This window comes from Gibbsiella dentisursi, from assembly GCF_039539505.1.
GTDB lineage: Bacteria > Pseudomonadota > Gammaproteobacteria > Enterobacterales > Enterobacteriaceae > Gibbsiella > Gibbsiella quercinecans.
The window spans coordinates 1-14,945 of sequence record NZ_BAABDG010000004.1 but is presented as its reverse complement, the minus strand read 5'-3'; the positions used below and the strand labels follow the sequence as shown (position 1 = coordinate 14,945).

The window sequence follows — 14,945 nt, the reverse complement described above, 5'->3', positions numbered from 1 at the left end:
CGGCGGAAGTCGCCTACTATGGCAACGTACCGATCCCAGGAGAGTCGCTAAGATGGCCGCCAGCTACCGTATTTTTGATATTACTCTGAAGCAGAAAGTGCGTATTTCGCCTTCGCTGGTACGTTGCGTATTCAGCGGGCCGCAGGTGCACCAGATGAAGCTCGAGGCGCCGGATCAGCGCATCAAGCTGCTGTTCCCCGCCGAAGACGGCCAACGTTCACGGCTGGAAAACAGCGACGACTGGTATCGCCATTATATGGCGTTGCCGAAAGCACAGCGGCCGATCATGCGCACCTATACCCTGCGCGGATTGCGTCAGGCGCAGCAGGAGCTGGACGTTGAGTTCGTGCTGCACGGCGTGAATGGCCCGGCTTCGGCATGGGCTACCCACGCCGAAGCCGGCGCCACGCTGCAGGTGGTGGCGCCAGATGCGGAATTTGCCGGCGACAGCGGCGGCTATGAGTGGGTGCCGCCAGCACACCTGCTACAGGCGCTACTGATTGCCGATGAAACGGCGTTGCCGGCGGCGATGGGGATCCTTGAACAGTTGGCGCAGCAGGCTAACCCGCCGCGGGTGCAGGCGTTTTTCGAAGTGCCGGCCAGCGGCGATTGCATCAGCGTGGCGCAGTTCCCGTTTGCCGAGGTTCACTGGCTGCCGCGCGACGGCGGCCCGCCGCAGCGGCACGGGGCGCAATTGCTTGATGCGGTGCGTAGGCACGTGGAAATACCGGCGACTGCGCGCGCCGCCGCCCAGTCGCTGGCGGAAAACAGCCTGGGGGGCGATCTCTTGTGGGAGCGCGCCGTCGGCGGGAACGGTTTTTACGCCTGGGTGGCGGCGGAATCTTCTACCGTGAAGGCGCTGCGCCGTTATCTGATCGCAGAATGCGATCTTGATCGCGACGCAGTGAACTTTATGGCTTACTGGTGCTGACGGCTGCCTAGCCCATCAGGCTGACGTGGGCTGCCACGATGCGCCAGCCGCACGGCAGCTTCACCCAGGTTTGCATCTGCCGGCCAATGCGATCGCTGCCTTCACGGCGGAATTCCGTGCTGGCCACTGCCATGTCATCGCCGTAGGTGGTGATGACGGTGTTTTCCAACTGGCGATCCAGCCCTTTTGAAGGGCGCTTGAGGCGGAAATCACGGATCTGCTCGATGCCGTACAGGTTCTCCGTCGCGCCGTAGCGCACGGTGCGGCTATCGTGCCAGAACAGCTCATCCAGCACTTCCACATCGTTGCCGATCAGTGCCTGCTCATAGCGGTAAAAGGCGGCGTTGACCTCTGCCAGCACCGCCGGGCGATCGATATATTCACTTTTCATTATTCAGTCCTGTTTCCCCGGTAAAACACATTGGGCTACGCCGCGCTGTTCCAGCGCATGGGCCGCTCGCAACGCCAAATCTTCGCGCCACGGCGGGGCGATCAACTGCAGGCCGATAGGCAGGCCGCCGGCCGTTTTCAGCGGCACCGTCACCACCGGCAGGCCGAGGAATGAAATCGGCTGGGTTAGCATGCCCATGCTGGCGCGGGTGGGTAAATCGGTATGATTGATGCGCATGCTCTCCTGGCCGATCGTCGTGGCGCAGCACGGCGTCGCGGGTGCTATCAGGATATCCCATTGCGTGAACAGCGGCAGCGTCTGTTGCTGGAAATGATTACGGAAACGCTGTGCCTGCACATACCAAGCCCCCGGCAGCATTGCCCCGGCCAGCAGGCGCTCGCGCGAGTTGGGCTCAAAGCGCGCCGGTTCGCTGCGCAGCAGCGGCAAATAATGATTACCGCCCTCCGACGCACTAAGGATAAACGCCGCCGAACGTGCCAGCTCGGCCAGCGGCAGTTCGACTTCCTCTGAAGCTTCCAGCGCCTGCGCCACTTGGCGCACGGCCGCCTTGGCGTCATCATCGCACCACTGCTGGAAATAGCCGCCCAACACCGCACAGCGCAGCCCCTGCTGGCCGCGCGGCAACAGCGATTCGGTTTGGGTGATGGGTTTGTCCGCCTGGAAGCGATCTTCGATATCGGTGCCTTGCATCACGTCATAGACAGCCGCCAGATCGCGCACCCGGCGGGCCATCGGGCCGACATGATCCAGGCTGGCGACAAACGGCTGGCTGCCGCTGCGCGACAGGCGGCCAAAGGTGGGTTTGAGCCCGAAGATGCCGCACAGCGAAGAGGGCACGCGAATGGAGCCGTTAGTGTCGCTGCCGAGCGCGAAGTTAACCAACCCGGCCGCCACCGCCGCGGCTGAACCGCCAGAGGAACCGCCGGCGACGCGCGTGGTGTCGTGCGGGTTGTGGGTGGCGCCGTAATGGCTGTTTTCCGTGGTGAAGCCATAGGCATAGGCATCCATATTCAGCATGCCGGAGAGCATGGCGCCTTGCGCGGCCAGGCGGGCAACCACCCAAGCGTCGCGCTTGGCCGCCGGGCGATCGCTAAACAGGCTGGCGCCGGCCAGGGTGGTTTCGCCGGTGACGTCGAACAGGTTTTTCACCGCGTAGGGGATCGCGGCCAATGCCGGCAGCGGTTGGCCGTTGGCACGGCTGTGATCCAGATGATCGGCTTCGCTTAGCATTCGCTCGCGGGTAATGTGCGTGTAGGCATTAAGCGCCGGGTTTTGCGCATCGATCTGGTCTAGTGTCTGCTGGGCGATCTCACGGGCAGAAATGGCGCCTTGCTTGAGCGCACTGCGGATCTCGGCGATCGACAGCTCACTGAGTGGGTTCATGCGCGATACACTCCTGCGATTTCCAAACGTTGATCCAGCGGGAAGGCCATCAGCGGTTCGGCCATGGCCGCAATGCGGTTGAATTGCACCAGTAACTCTGCGCGGCGCGCATCGTCCAGCTCCAGCGCCAGGATGGTTTCCATCTGGCGGATGTAGGCGGCCCAGTCGGCTGCCGGTATGTTGTTCATGGTGTTTTCCCCGATAAATGTGTGAAACAAGCCTACGCCCCTCCGGCTTGAGGGGGACGGCGGCTAGAAGCCGGCGGCGCTGCCGTTGCTGCGCGGATCGAACGCGCCTTCCAGCATGCCATTCGTGTGGCGCACAATGGCGCCGGCATGGCCGACGGCCTCGCTGAAGTCCGGCAGCAGTTCGACTTCATGGCCGCGTTGGCGCAGGTAGTCGATGGTTTCGGCGCTAAAGCGGCGCTCCAGCTTCAGTGAGTCGGAGCTTTCGCCCCAGGTTCGGCCAAGCAGCCAGCGTGGGTTGCTGATGGCCTGTTGTAAGGGTAGCCCCTGAACCACATGGCGGATAAACACCGCCGCCTGGGTTTGCGGTTGGCCGTCGCCGCCCATGGAGCCGTAAACCAGGGTGCGGCCGTCATACAGGCGTGCGGCCGCCGGGTTGAGCGTGTGGAAAGGCTGCTTGCCGGGCGCCAGCGCCAGCAGGTGGTTGGCATCCAGGCTGAACGACGCGCCACGGTTTTGCCACAGCACCCCGCTGTTGGGCAGCACAACGCCGCTGCCGAATTCGTGATAGATGCTCTGGATGAACGACACCGCCAGCCCGCTGCTGTCCATCACGCCCATCCATACGGTATCGCCGGGCCCTTTTCCCTGGCCCCAGGCGGCGGCGTGCTCGCCGTCGATCTGTTTTGCCAGTTCATCCAGATAGCCCGGTTCGAGCAGCGCCTGCGGATCCTGGGTCATCTCGCGCGGATCGGTGATGTAGCGATCGCGCAGGCCAAAAGCCAGTTTGGTGGCTTCTACGATCCCGTGGATCGTGGTGCCGTCGTCCTTGCCTTCCAGCGCCAGGCGGTCGGCCAGGCCGAGGATCGCCAGCGACACCAGCCCCTGGGTAGGCGGCGTGAGATTAAACACTTCGCCTTTCTGGTGCTGCAAGCGCAGCGGCGTGCGCCGGCGCGGGCGATAGTCTGCCAGATCCTGCGCGGTGAGCGGCATCCCGAGCTTCGCCATATCCGCCGCCATGCATTCGGCCAGCCGGCCGCGGTAGAAGCTATCCAGCCCCTCTTCGGAAAGCGCAATCAGGGTTTCCGCCAGCAGCGGCTGGCAGAAACGCTGCCCGCAGTGCGGGATTTCGCCCTTGGGCAGGTAGGTGCGGGCAAATTCGTCCAGGTTCGCCAGCTCGTGGTATTTGCTGCGGGTGGCCGCCTCCTGTGAGGCGGTGACTGGAATACCGTCCGCCGCATAGCGGATGGCATCGGCCAGCAGGCGCGGCAGGGGCAGCTGCTCCCCACCCAGCTCCGCCGAGAACGCCAGGGCTTCCTGCCAGCCGCCGACGGTGCCGGCAACGGTCAGCGCCGCCTTCGGCCCGCGGTGGGGGATGCGGCTTTCGCCGGCGTAGAAATCCAGCGTAGCCAGGGAGCCGGCCGCGCCGCTGGCATCGATGGCCACCGGATCGCCCTGCGGCGGTACGATCAGCCAAAAGCCGTCACCGCCCAGGCTATTCATGTGCGGGTAGACCACCGCAATGGTCGCGGCTGCCGCCACCATGGCTTCAATCGCGTTGCCGCCTTCGCGCAGCACGGCCAGTGCGCTTTCGCTGGCCAGGTGGTGAGGGGTGACCGCCATGCCTAATGGTGCGGTATTACTGTTAATCATGAGTAAGCCCTTGTTATGGTCTGCATCAATCAATAAGTTAAGCAAGAGACGTTCCAGATTTGCAGGCTGGCGGAATCTTATTTGGCTGTGCTATGTTCCGCTGAAACAAATGTTACAGCAGGAGTAGCAATGAAGCAGATTGATGAACGCCTGCGTAGTGAGTATCCGCAACTGACGCCGCAGGAACAACGGGTGGCGGATTTTATCTTCGATCACTTTGACGATCTGATCAGCTACAACAGTGCGGAGCTGGCGCGGTTGAGCGGGGTTTCCAAGGCCACCGTCAGCCGGCTGTTTAAACGGCTGGGCTACCCCAGCTACCGCGCTATGCGCGACGAACTGCGCACGCTGCGCCAAAGCGGCATGCCGCTGACCGACAACCGCGATGCGGTGCAGGGCAATACGCTATTGGCGCGCCATTACAAGCAGGAAATGGCGAACCTGACCCACTGGGTGAACCAGATCGATGCCCAGCAGTTTACGGCGGTGATCGGCAAACTGGCGCAGGCCGGGCGGGTTGTGCTGATGGGCTTTCGCAACAGCTATCCGGTGGCGATGCACCTGCGCCAGCAACTGCTGCAGGTGCGTGAAAACGTGCTGCTGGTGCCGCAGCCGGGCCAGACGCTGGCGGAAGAACTGGTGGATCTTTCCGGGCGCGACATGGTGGTTCTGGTGGCGTTCCGCCGCCGGCCGCGGCTGCTGCGGGCATTGCTCACGCAGTTGCAGATTCAGCAGGTGCCGACGCTGTTGATCTGCGAGCCGCAGGCGCAGGCGTTGATACCGCTGGCGACATGGCACTTGCCGGCGCCGTTGGACAGCGTCTCCGCTTTCGACAGCTACTCTTGCGCCATGAGCCTGGCAAACCTGCTCAGCAATGCCTTGCTGCATGAGTCGCTGGCGCTCGGCAGGCAGCGTATTTACCAGATTGCGGATTTGTACAGCGATCTGGACGAACTGGAGCACCGCTAGCGAAGCGCTGTTTTGGTGCTTTTGCACCATAGCGGTGCTTTGCTTTCCGTTTTTTTCCCTTCTTCTCGCCGCGCCCCGGCGGGGGGCATTCCCGCGTAAAACGTTAACCCCTCGGGGTTAAAGCAGATTATTAACTCCCGCATGCTTTGGCACATTAGTTGCAATGAAATGAATCAAAGAATCTTTTGTTTCATCATCTCACCATTGGGGATACATTTATGAGCATTAAAAAAACACTGGTTGCAGCATTGGGGGCGGTGGTGCTGTTGGCGCAGGCCGCGACGGCGATGGCGGATCAACTGCAGGATATCCAGCAACGCGGTGTTTTGCGCGTGGCGGTGCCGCAGGATTTCCCGCCGTTTGGCTCGGTGGGCACGGATCTGCAACCGCAGGGTTATGACATCGATATGGCGCACTACCTGGCCGATAAAATGAAACTTAAGTTGCAACTGGTGCCGGTAACCAGCGCCAACCGGGTGCCCTATCTGCAAACCAACAAAGTGGATCTGGTGATCTCCAGCCTGGGCAAAAACCCGGAGCGTGAAAAGACCATCGCCTTCAGCCGCGCCTATGCGCCGTTTTTCCTGGGCGTTTTCGGGCCGAAAGACGACGCCCTGCATGACGCCGCCGGGTTGGACGGCAAAACGGTGGGGGTGACGCGTGGTGCGGTGGAAGACATGGTATTGAGCGATAGCGCACCGAAGGGCGCCCAGATCAAACGTTACGAAGACAACAACACCACGCTGTCGGCCTACCTGTCCGGGCAGGTGCAGTATGTGGCGACCGGTAACCTGGTGGTGAGCGCCATTGCGCGCCAGAACCCAGCCAAGGCGCCGGTTGCCAAGTTCATGCTGAAGGATTCGCCGTGCTATGTCGGCCTGCGCCTGGGCGAACCGGCGTTGCAAGCCAAAGTGAATGAACTGATTGAGCAGGCCCTGAAGGACAACACGCTCAACGGCCTGTCGGAAAAATGGCTGAAGGCGCCGTTGCCGGCCGATCTTGGCGCATAACGGGAGAGCCTGATGACCTATCAGCTGAATTTTCCCGCACTGTGGCCGTTCATGCCCGAACTGTTGGCGGGTTTGCTGACCACCATTGAGCTGACGGCCATGGCCACCATTATGGGCGTGGCGCTGGGGATTTGCGGTGCGGCAATCCGCAGCGGGAAAACCAACCTGTTAAGCCGTATCTGGGGGATTTACGTCGAGGTGGTGCGCAATACGCCGTTCGTCGTACAGCTGTTTTTTATCGTGTTCGGTTTGCCGAGCCTGGGCTGGAAACTGACCGCCGGCCAGGCGGCGCTGTTGGCGATGGTGATTAATCTCGGTGCCTACAGCACCGAGATCATCCGCGCGGGCATCCAGGTTACGCCGAAAGGCCAATGGGAAGCCGGCCGGGTGCTGGGGCTGACGCGCGGCCAGATATTCCTGCGCGTGGTGCTGCCGCCGGCGCTACAGCGTATTTATCCGGCGCTGGTGAGCCAGTGCATCATCGTGATGCTCGGTTCCTCGGTGGTTTCACAGGTGGCGTTTGAAGAACTGACCTTTGCCGCCAACCTGATTCAGTCGCGCACCTTCCTCAGTTTTGAGGTGTATCTGGTGACGACGCTGTTTTATCTGTTGCTTTCGGTGCTGATGCGCCAGCTACTGCTGGCCGCCGGTAAACGCTTTTTGGGGAGCCAGGCCTGATGATGACATTCACCGACTGGGATATCGTGCGCAATTTGCTGCTGGCCGCGCGCTGGACGCTGCTGCTTTCGCTGACCGCGTTCTTCGGCGGCACGCTGGTCACGCTCCCTTTGCTGTTACTGCGGTTGAGCAAGCGCCGCTGGGCGCTGCGCTTTGTGCGCATGTATGCCGAGCTGTTCCAGGGCACGCCGCTGCTGATGCAGCTGTTCCTGGCGTTTTTCGGGTTGGCGCTGTTCGGCATTGACGTCAGCCCATGGGCCGCCGCTGCGCTGGCGCTGACGCTGTTCACCAGCGCGTTTCTGGTGGATATCTGGTCCGGCAGCATTGCCGCTTTGCCGAAGGGGCAATGGGAAGCCTGCCGTTGCCTGGGGCTGAGCTTCGGCCAAACGATGTGGCGGGTGATTGTGCCGCAGGCGGTGCGTATCGCTATCGCCCCGACGGTCGGTTTTTCGGTGCAGGTGATCAAGGGCACCGCGCTGGCGTCGATTATCGGCTTCATTGAGCTGACCAAAGCCGGAACCATGCTGAACAACGTGACTTACCAGCCGTTTAAAGTGTTTGGCCTGGTTGCGCTGGGCTACTTCCTGATGTGTTACCCGCTGTCGCGCTACAGCCATTACCTGGAGAAAAAATTCCATGCCGCTCATCACAATTAATCAGGTTCAAAAATATTACGGCCAGAATCATGTGCTGAAAGGTGTGGATCTGGATATCGACATGGGCGAGGTGATCTCGATCATCGGCCGCAGCGGCTCGGGGAAAAGCACCCTGCTGCGCTGCATCAACGGCCTGGAAGGCTATCAGGAAGGCAGCATCAAGCTGGGCGGTATGACGATCACCGATCGTGATTCGCAGGCGCGCGAGATTAGCCGCTCCATCGGCATGGTGTTCCAGAACTTCAACCTGTTCCCGCACATGACCGCGCTGGAAAACGTAATGCTGGCGCCGCGCCGGGTGTTAAAGAAAAGCCCGGCGGAGTGCCGCGAGCTGGCGGAAGAGATGCTGAACAAGGTAGGCCTGGGAGAGCGGATGGATTATGCACCGGCCAACCTGTCCGGCGGCCAGCAGCAGCGCGTGGCGATCGCCCGGGCGCTGGCCATGAACCCCAAGGTGCTGCTGTGCGATGAAATCACCTCGGCGCTTGATCCCGAACTGGTCGGCGAAGTGCTGAAAGTGCTCGAACAACTGGCCGCCGAAGGCATGACGCTGATTTTGGTAACGCATGAAATGAACTTTGCCCGCGAAGTGGGCGACCGGGTGGTGTTTATGCACCAGGGCAAAGTGTGGGAGCAGGGCGAAAGCCGCCAGGTGTTCGCCAATCCGCAAACCCAGGAGCTGAAGCAGTTCATCGCCTCCGTCCGTGGGCTGTCGGAAGCCTGAAATAAGACAACAAGATAATAACTTATTAAGCTCGCAAGGAAATAACATGTTAGATATCAGCAAATTCGATCAGATAAACCCACCGCAACGTCTGCTGATGGGCCCCGGCCCAATCAACGCCGATCCGCGCGTGCTGCGTGCCATGTCGAGCCAGCTGATTGGCCAGTACGATCCGGCGATGACCGGTTACATGAACCAGGTGATGGAACTGTACCGGGCGCTTTTCCGCACGGAAAACCGCTGGACCATGCTGGTGGACGGCACTTCCCGTTCCGGCATTGAAGCGGTGCTGGTTTCCGCCATCCGCCCCGGTGATAAGGTGTTGGTGCCGGTGTTTGGCCGCTTTGGCCACCTGCTGTGTGAAATCGCCCGCCGCTGCCGCGCTGAAGTGCACACCATTGAAGCGCCGTGGGGCGAAGTGTTCAGCGCCGATCGAATTGAAGATGCGATTAAAACGGTGCGCCCGCGCCTGCTATTGACGGTGCAGGGCGATACGTCAACCACCATGCTGCAGCCGCTTGACCAGCTCGGCGAGATTTGCCGCCGCCACGGCGTGCTGTTTTATACCGACGCCACCGCCTCGTTCGCCGGCAACCCGCTGGAAACCGACGCCTGGGGGCTGGACGCCGTATCGGCCGGGTTGCAAAAGTGCCTGGGCGGCCCGTCCGGCAGCTCCCCGATTACCCTCAGCCCGCGTTTTGAAGAGATAGTTCGCCGCCGCAAATGCGTGGAAGAAGGGATCCGCACTGCCGATCACGCCAACGGCGAAGAGGAGATGATCTATTCCAACTACTTCGATCTGGGCATGATCATGGATTACTGGGGGCCGGAGCGCCTCAACCACCATACGGAAGCCACCAGCATGTTATTCGCCGCCCGCGAATGCGCCCGGGTGATCCTGGAAGAAGGGCTGGACAACACCATTGAACGCCATCGCCTGCATGGCACCGCAATGCTGGCCGGCATTCAGGGCATGGGGCTGGCGGTGTTTGGCGATCTGGACAACCGGATGAACAACGTGCTCGGTGTGGTGATCCCGCAGGGCATACACGGTGAGCAGGTGCGCCAGATGATGCTGAACGATTTCGCCATTGAGATCGGCACCTCGTTCGGCCCGCTGCAGGGCAAAATCTGGCGCATCGGCACCATGGGCTACAACGCGCGCAAAGACTGTGTGCTGCAAACGCTGGCGGCGCTGGAAGCGGTATTGAACCGCCTGGGCTTCGTGAGCAAGCAGGGCGAGGCGTTGCAGGCGGCCTGGAACACCTATAGCGCAGGGGGCTGCTGATGACGACATTGTTGTCGGCCCAGGCGGCGGAGCAGGCCGCGGCGCGCGTGCTGGCGCGCTGCGACGCGCTGGCGGCAATCAGCAGTACGCCGGGCCAACTGACGCGGGTATACCTTTCGCCCGAACACCTGCGCGCCAACCAACGAGTGGGCGACTGGATGCGCGCGCTGGGCATGACGGTCTGGCAGGACAGCGTCGGCAATATCTGCGGCCGTTATGAAGGGCAAACCCCGGGCGCGCCGGCGTTGCTGTTGGGATCGCATCTGGATACGGTGCGCAATGCCGGGCGCTACGACGGCATGCTGGGCGTGCTGACCGCTCTGGAAGTGGTGGCGCATTTGCATGCCCAGCGGCGCCGCCTACCGGTGGCGATAGAGGTGATTGGCTTTGCCGACGAAGAAGGCACCCGCTTTGGCATTACCTTGCTCGGCAGCAAAGGCATCACCGGCCAATGGCCGGCAGACTGGCTGCAGCGCACTGACGCCGACGGTATCACCGTGGCGCAGGCGTTGCGCGACGCTGGGTTGGATCCTGATGCCATCGGCGAAGCGAAACGCGCCAAAGAGGCATTTTGCGCCTATCTGGAACTGCATATCGAACAGGGGCCGTGCCTGGAAGCCGCCGGCCTGGCGCTGGGGGTGGTGACAGCGATTAACGGCGCGCGCCGCCTGAACTGCACCTTTACCGGCGAAGCCGGCCATGCCGGCACCGTGCCGATGGGCCAGCGCCGCGATGCGCTGGCGGCGGCGGCCGAGTGGATGGTGGCGGTGGAAAATCTCACCCGCAGCAGCGATCCGCACTTAGTGGCGACCGTCGGCTGCATCGAAGCCGTGCCTGGCGCGGTGAATGTCATTCCTGGCCAGGTCACGCTGTCGCTTGACGTGCGTGGCCCGCAGGACGGCCCGCTGGCGCAACTGTTGGCCGGGTTGCTGGAGCAGGCGCAGGCGATCGCCGCCCGCCGCGGTGTGCACTTCGCCAGCGAGGAGTTTTACCGCATTGACGCCACTGCCTGCGACGCCGATCTACAACGGCGCTGGCATGACGGGGTGATACAGGTGCAGGGGCAAAGCCCGGCGCTGCCAAGCGGGGCCGGCCACGATGCGATCGCGGTGTCCGCACAGTGGCCGGTGGGGATGCTGTTTGTGCGCTGCGATCGCGGCATCAGCCACCACCCGGATGAATCCGTCACCCAGGCGGACGTGGCGCTGGCTATTCAGGTGTATTGCCAGACGGTGGCAAGTTGGGGGGATAACGCATGAGGTTACAACAGTTTAACCAACTGCCGGCGCCAGAAGCCGCGCGCCTGCTGCGCCCGTGTGTGGATATCGCCCGTTGGATCGATGCGGTGATCGCCGCCCGGCCGTTTGACAGCGTGGCGGCCGCACTGGCCTTTGGCCAACAGGCGGCGCTCGACTGGCAGCCGGAAGAAGTGGCGGTGGCGTTGGCGGCGCACCCGCGCATCGGCGAACGTGCCAACGGCCAGGGGCAGGCGGCACAGTTTTCCCGGCGTGAGCAGGCGGCGGTGAATAGCCGGGATGCGGAACTGGCGCAGGCCCTGCTGGACGGCAATCTGCGCTACGAAACCCGCTTTGGCCAGGTATTCCTGATCCGCGCCGCCGGGCGCGACGGGCAAACCATCCTGCGTGAGCTTGAGCGCCGGCTGCAAAACAGCCCCGAGCAGGAGCAGCAGGAAACCGCCGAGCAACTGCGTGAAATCGTATCGCTGCGTTTTAAGGAGCTATTAAGCCATGAGTAATATCAGCACCCATATTCTTGATACCTCCGTCGGCAAGCCGGCGGCCGGCGTGCGCGTTTGGCTGGAGCGGCTGGAAAACCAACAGTGGCGGGTGGTCGCGGAAAGCCACTCCGACGCCGACGGCCGCGTGCGCGATTTGACGCCAGATGGCCTGGCCGGCGGGCGCTATCGCCTGAATGCCGATCTGGGCGGCTATTTCGCCCAAAGCCAACGGCAAACCCTGTACGTGACGGCAATTATCGATTTTGCCATTGAGGATGCGCAACAGCATTACCATCTGCCGCTGTTGGTCAGCCCGTACTCATACTCAACGTATCGGGGCAGTTAAGCGCCTTAGCGATCGCGCAATACCGCGCAACCACCGGGCGGGGTTCCCAGCCCGATGACATGACATCTCGATGACCCAGTTAGCGGGGGAATTATGGCTCTATCGCAAGAGAGGGGCGCGGCCGCGTGCCGCCCGGAAGACGAAAAACTGCCGCTGGGTAAAACCTTTGCCTACGGTTTACAGCATATTTTGACGATGTATGGCGGCATTATCACGCCGCCGCTGATTATCGGTTCGGCTGCCGGGCTGAGCGCGCCGCAAATAGGCATGTTGGTGACGGCGGCGCTGTTTGTCAGCGGGCTGGCCACGCTGTTGCAAACCCTGGGGATACCGCGCTTTGGTTCGCGCTTGCCGCTGGTGCAAGGGGTTTCCTTCGCCGGCGTGGCGACGATGGTCACGATTGTCAACGGTGGCGGCGGCCTGCCGGCGGTGTTTGGCGCGGTGATCGCGGCTTCGTTGATCGGTTTGCTGATCGCGCCGTTTTTTTCGCAGATTATTCGCTTCTTTCCCCCGGTGGTGACCGGCACGGTGGTGACGGTGATTGGCCTGTCGCTGATGCCGGTGGCTATTCGCTGGGCGATGGGCGGCAATGCCAAGGCGCCGGACTGGGGCTCGACGGGGAATATCGGCCTGGCGGCGGCGACGCTGGCGGTGATCCTGTTGTTGAACAAGGTCGGTTCACCGGCATTGAAACGCCTGGCGGTGCTGTTGGCGATGGCGGCCGGCTGTGCGGCGGCGGCGTTAATGGGCAAGGTGGATTTCTCGGCGGTGGGCAGCGGGCCTTGGCTGGCGATACCGGCGCCCTTCGCCTTCGGCTGGCCGACCTTTGAGCTGAGCGCGATTCTTTCCATGCTGCTGATTGTTCTGGTGCTGTTGACTGAAACCACCGCCGGGCTGATTGCGGTGGGGGAGATCGTCGGTTCACCGGTGGGTTCGCGCCGCATCGCCAACGGCCTGCGCGCCGATATGCTTTCCAGCGCGCTGTCGCCGGTGTTCAATTCGTTCCCGCAAAGCTCATTTGCCCAGAATATCGGGCTGGTGGCGCTCACCGGCGTGAAAAGCCGTTTTGTGGTCAGCGCCGGCGGCGCGATCCTGGTGGTGCTCGGCGTGCTGCCGATATTGGGCACGATAATGGCCTGTATCCCCTTGCCGGTGCTGGGGGGCGCTGGGGTGGTGCTGTTCGGTTCGGTGGCCGCCAGCGGCATTCGCACTCTGGCGAAGGTGGAATACAAGGACAACATGAACCTGGTGGTGGTGGCGACGGCGATCGCCTTCGGCATGATCCCCATCGTGATGCCGACGTTTTACGATCAGTTCCCGTACTGGGTGCGCACCCTGCTGCACTCCGGCATCAGCGCCTCATGCCTGGCGGCGCTGCTACTGAACATGTTGTTCAACCAGGTGGAAGCAGAAGACAAAAGCGCCGTCGGTGACGAGGCTTCCTGAACCACAAGGGGCGGCAAAGGCGCCGCCCCCTTGAATTTATTGATAAAACCGCCAATCGTTAATGAGATATTCGGGGCACCCATACAGAGAGGCCGTTAGGCGGCTTACGACGCTATGCCTTTCCCGATTACCACATTTTATCAACCATATGAAAAAATTATAAAAACGTAATTTTCTTTTTAATCAATCAATGTATTGTCGGGTTGTTTTCAACGCAGCGGAAACCACTCGATCGAGATGGAGGACCCGATACTGTGTCCGGCTTCATGCTTTCACGGACCATAGTAAGTGAATCTGATGGAGCGCCCTGACGCCCCCGAATAACTTTTTTCTCCCCTGTTTCCGGCCCCTGAGGATCTTTTTCAGGTGAATAGCTGTAATAATCTGCTGCATACCAGTCTTTAACCCAGTCAGTTCCGTTCCCCAGCATGTCATACAAACCAAGAGGATTTGGGGCATAACTCCCGACAGGGCGGTTTTCCGCTGAGGGAGCGATGTTACGGGCTTTGTTATCCTCGTAATACCAGTGATTATCGCTATTAGCCAGAATCAGGAATTGGCCCCGGCTGCGTGCGGCATATTCCCACTGTGCTTCTGTCGGCAGGTCAATATGCCGGTGGCTGACCAGTCCCAGCCACAGGCAGTAAGCGCGGGCATCATTCCAACTGGCAGAGGCCGGATAATTGTCACCAAGAGCAATCTTCAGAGGGGCATAGTCAGGATCTTTATAATTCCTGGTCTCTTGATAGTAATTATTCCGTTCCCGTCTCTGGATATCCAGCCAGAGATTGAACGAGCCCCAGGTCACCCGATATCGACTGATGCGAAAATCAGACAGTTCAACCCAGTGCAGTGGCTTGTTGTCTGTATCCGCACTGAAAGGCAGTTTTTCACCAATAAGGGGGCCAAAGTCTCCCATCTGAAAACGGCCGCCTTTCACCGCCACCATGTTATCCAGTGCGGTGCTAACCAGCGCATCCTGTTCTGCTTTTAGCTTTTGTTCGTCCCGACAGCCACACAGCGCCAACATTATCAGAGCCCCCGCCAGGCCATAATGTATCCGCGTCATGATTTACCTCCGTGCATGGAAGCAACCAGCTGCGTACAGCTATAGAGATATATCGGCAGAACTTCTTTCAATGGCAGGGTGGACATATTGATATGGCCGGGTGGAATGGCCGGGGCTTCCGGCAGGTATCGATAGGCTCCGCTCATTACCGTATAGCATCTGTTGCCCTTCGGTATAATCCTCTTTTTCATGTCAAAATCCCTTTGTTTTGCGCTAGTCGGCAGCTTATGCCGCTATGCCTTTCCCGATTACCACATTTTATCAACCATATGAAAAAATTATAAAAACGTAATTTTCTTTTTAATCAATCAATGTATTGTCGGGCTGTTCTCAACGCAGCGGAAACCACTCGATCGAGATGGAGGACCCGATACTGTGTCCGGCTTCATGCTTTCACGGACCATAGTAAGTGAATCTGATGGAGCGCCCTGACGCCCCCGAATAACTTTTTTCTCCC

At 60.9% G+C, this 14,945-nt stretch carries 16 protein-coding genes; 11 read left to right on the top strand and 5 right to left on the bottom strand.

Annotated features, from left to right (window positions below; translation table 11 throughout):
* Positions 1-52: 52 nt before the first annotated feature.
* Positions 53-931 carry a siderophore-interacting protein gene (locus tag ABFX35_RS13810; protein ID WP_346081747.1) on the top strand — a complete coding sequence of 293 codons (879 nt, stop codon included), beginning with the start codon at positions 53-55 and terminating at the stop codon, positions 929-931.
* Positions 932-938: 7 nt separating this feature from the next.
* Here the strand turns inward: ABFX35_RS13810 and hpxZ are convergent, their stop codons facing one another.
* The 4 genes from hpxZ to ABFX35_RS13790 form a co-directional block, all read right to left on the bottom strand.
* Positions 939-1,322 (bottom strand): oxalurate catabolism protein HpxZ, encoded by a 384-nt coding sequence (hpxZ, locus tag ABFX35_RS13805; RefSeq protein WP_095845856.1) that lies wholly within the window; start codon positions 1,320-1,322, stop codon positions 939-941.
* A gap of 3 nt (positions 1,323-1,325) precedes the next feature.
* On the bottom strand, positions 1,326-2,726 hold the full coding sequence (locus ABFX35_RS13800; RefSeq protein WP_095845855.1) for an AtzE family amidohydrolase: 1,401 nt from the start codon (positions 2,724-2,726) through the stop codon (positions 1,326-1,328).
* Positions 2,723-2,914 carry an oxalurate catabolism protein HpxX gene (hpxX, locus tag ABFX35_RS13795; RefSeq protein WP_095848959.1) on the bottom strand — a complete coding sequence of 64 codons (192 nt, stop codon included), beginning with the start codon at positions 2,912-2,914 and terminating at the stop codon, positions 2,723-2,725. Before hpxX ends, ABFX35_RS13800 begins: the two co-directional genes overlap by 4 nt.
* Positions 2,915-2,977: 63 nt before the next feature.
* The gene (locus tag ABFX35_RS13790; protein WP_279028043.1) at positions 2,978-4,564 is read right to left on the bottom strand and encodes a gamma-glutamyltransferase family protein; all 1,587 of its coding nucleotides are present in this window, start codon (positions 4,562-4,564) and stop codon (positions 2,978-2,980) included.
* A 129-nt stretch (positions 4,565-4,693) separates the two neighbouring features.
* On the opposite strand from ABFX35_RS13790, the gene ABFX35_RS13785 reads away from it, so the two are divergent.
* From ABFX35_RS13785 to ABFX35_RS13740, 10 genes are all read left to right on the top strand, one after another.
* The gene (locus ABFX35_RS13785; protein WP_121555740.1) at positions 4,694-5,533 is read left to right on the top strand and encodes a MurR/RpiR family transcriptional regulator; all 840 of its coding nucleotides are present in this window, start codon (positions 4,694-4,696) and stop codon (positions 5,531-5,533) included.
* A gap of 218 nt (positions 5,534-5,751) precedes the next feature.
* Positions 5,752-6,543, top strand: coding sequence for a transporter substrate-binding domain-containing protein (locus tag ABFX35_RS13780; protein ID WP_346081743.1), 792 nt, complete (start codon positions 5,752-5,754; stop codon positions 6,541-6,543).
* A gap of 12 nt (positions 6,544-6,555) precedes the next feature.
* Positions 6,556-7,221, top strand: coding sequence for an amino acid ABC transporter permease (locus ABFX35_RS13775; protein ID WP_095845852.1), 666 nt, complete (start codon positions 6,556-6,558; stop codon positions 7,219-7,221).
* Positions 7,222-7,223: 2 nt separating this feature from the next.
* A complete protein-coding gene (locus ABFX35_RS13770; protein ID WP_279028050.1) occupies positions 7,224-7,877 on the top strand; it encodes an amino acid ABC transporter permease in 654 nt (217 codons plus the stop codon).
* Positions 7,858-8,601: an amino acid ABC transporter ATP-binding protein gene (locus tag ABFX35_RS13765; protein ID WP_095845850.1), complete on the top strand. Its 744-nt coding sequence runs from the start codon at positions 7,858-7,860 to the stop codon at positions 8,599-8,601. The genes ABFX35_RS13770 and ABFX35_RS13765 overlap by 20 nt, the downstream gene beginning before the upstream one ends.
* Positions 8,602-8,647: 46 nt before the next feature.
* Positions 8,648-9,889: a pyridoxal-phosphate-dependent aminotransferase family protein gene (locus ABFX35_RS13760; RefSeq protein ID WP_346081740.1), complete on the top strand. Its 1,242-nt coding sequence runs from the start codon at positions 8,648-8,650 to the stop codon at positions 9,887-9,889.
* Complete coding sequence (hpxK, locus tag ABFX35_RS13755) at positions 9,889-11,148, top strand: allantoate amidohydrolase (protein ID WP_346081738.1); 1,260 nt, start codon at positions 9,889-9,891, stop codon at positions 11,146-11,148. The genes ABFX35_RS13760 and hpxK overlap by 1 nt, the downstream gene beginning before the upstream one ends.
* Positions 11,145-11,645, top strand: coding sequence for a 2-oxo-4-hydroxy-4-carboxy-5-ureidoimidazoline decarboxylase (gene uraD, locus ABFX35_RS13750; protein WP_095845847.1), 501 nt, complete (start codon positions 11,145-11,147; stop codon positions 11,643-11,645). Before hpxK ends, uraD begins: the two co-directional genes overlap by 4 nt.
* Positions 11,638-11,973, top strand: coding sequence for a hydroxyisourate hydrolase (gene uraH / locus ABFX35_RS13745; protein ID WP_279028034.1), 336 nt, complete (start codon positions 11,638-11,640; stop codon positions 11,971-11,973). The genes uraD and uraH overlap by 8 nt, the downstream gene beginning before the upstream one ends.
* A 93-nt stretch (positions 11,974-12,066) precedes the next feature.
* Positions 12,067-13,419, top strand: coding sequence for a nucleobase:cation symporter-2 family protein (locus tag ABFX35_RS13740; RefSeq protein WP_279028033.1), 1,353 nt, complete (start codon positions 12,067-12,069; stop codon positions 13,417-13,419).
* A gap of 187 nt (positions 13,420-13,606) precedes the next feature.
* Here the strand turns inward: ABFX35_RS13740 and ABFX35_RS13735 are convergent, their stop codons facing one another.
* The gene (locus ABFX35_RS13735) at positions 13,607-14,488 is read right to left on the bottom strand and encodes a formylglycine-generating enzyme family protein (protein WP_346081735.1); all 882 of its coding nucleotides are present in this window, start codon (positions 14,486-14,488) and stop codon (positions 13,607-13,609) included.
* Between the last annotated feature and the right edge of the window lie 457 nt (positions 14,489-14,945).

What these genes read in the sequence shown, in the direction of transcription:
- ABFX35_RS13775 (WP_095845852.1), top strand. Translation starts at nt 6,556, where the DNA reads ATGACCTATCAGCTGAATTTTCCCGCACTGTGGCCGTTCATGCCCGAA.
- ABFX35_RS13810 (WP_346081747.1), top strand. Translation starts at nt 53, where the DNA reads ATGGCCGCCAGCTACCGTATTTTTGATATTACTCTGAAGCAGAAAGTG.
- ABFX35_RS13735 (WP_346081735.1), bottom strand. Translation starts at nt 14,488, where the DNA reads ATGACGCGGATACATTATGGCCTGGCGGGGGCTCTGATAATGTTGGCG.
- ABFX35_RS13770 (WP_279028050.1), top strand. Translation starts at nt 7,224, where the DNA reads ATGACATTCACCGACTGGGATATCGTGCGCAATTTGCTGCTGGCCGCG.
- ABFX35_RS13800 (WP_095845855.1), bottom strand. Translation starts at nt 2,726, where the DNA reads ATGAACCCACTCAGTGAGCTGTCGATCGCCGAGATCCGCAGTGCGCTC.
- ABFX35_RS13765 (WP_095845850.1), top strand. Translation starts at nt 7,858, where the DNA reads ATGCCGCTCATCACAATTAATCAGGTTCAAAAATATTACGGCCAGAAT.
- hpxX (WP_095848959.1), bottom strand. Translation starts at nt 2,914, where the DNA reads ATGAACAACATACCGGCAGCCGACTGGGCCGCCTACATCCGCCAGATG.
- ABFX35_RS13760 (WP_346081740.1), top strand. Translation starts at nt 8,648, where the DNA reads ATGTTAGATATCAGCAAATTCGATCAGATAAACCCACCGCAACGTCTG.
- ABFX35_RS13785 (WP_121555740.1), top strand. Translation starts at nt 4,694, where the DNA reads ATGAAGCAGATTGATGAACGCCTGCGTAGTGAGTATCCGCAACTGACG.
- ABFX35_RS13790 (WP_279028043.1), bottom strand. Translation starts at nt 4,564, where the DNA reads ATGATTAACAGTAATACCGCACCATTAGGCATGGCGGTCACCCCTCAC.
- uraH (WP_279028034.1), top strand. Translation starts at nt 11,638, where the DNA reads ATGAGTAATATCAGCACCCATATTCTTGATACCTCCGTCGGCAAGCCG.
- hpxZ (WP_095845856.1), bottom strand. Translation starts at nt 1,322, where the DNA reads ATGAAAAGTGAATATATCGATCGCCCGGCGGTGCTGGCAGAGGTCAAC.
- uraD (WP_095845847.1), top strand. Translation starts at nt 11,145, where the DNA reads ATGAGGTTACAACAGTTTAACCAACTGCCGGCGCCAGAAGCCGCGCGC.
- ABFX35_RS13740 (WP_279028033.1), top strand. Translation starts at nt 12,067, where the DNA reads ATGGCTCTATCGCAAGAGAGGGGCGCGGCCGCGTGCCGCCCGGAAGAC.
- ABFX35_RS13780 (WP_346081743.1), top strand. Translation starts at nt 5,752, where the DNA reads ATGAGCATTAAAAAAACACTGGTTGCAGCATTGGGGGCGGTGGTGCTG.
- hpxK (WP_346081738.1), top strand. Translation starts at nt 9,889, where the DNA reads ATGACGACATTGTTGTCGGCCCAGGCGGCGGAGCAGGCCGCGGCGCGC.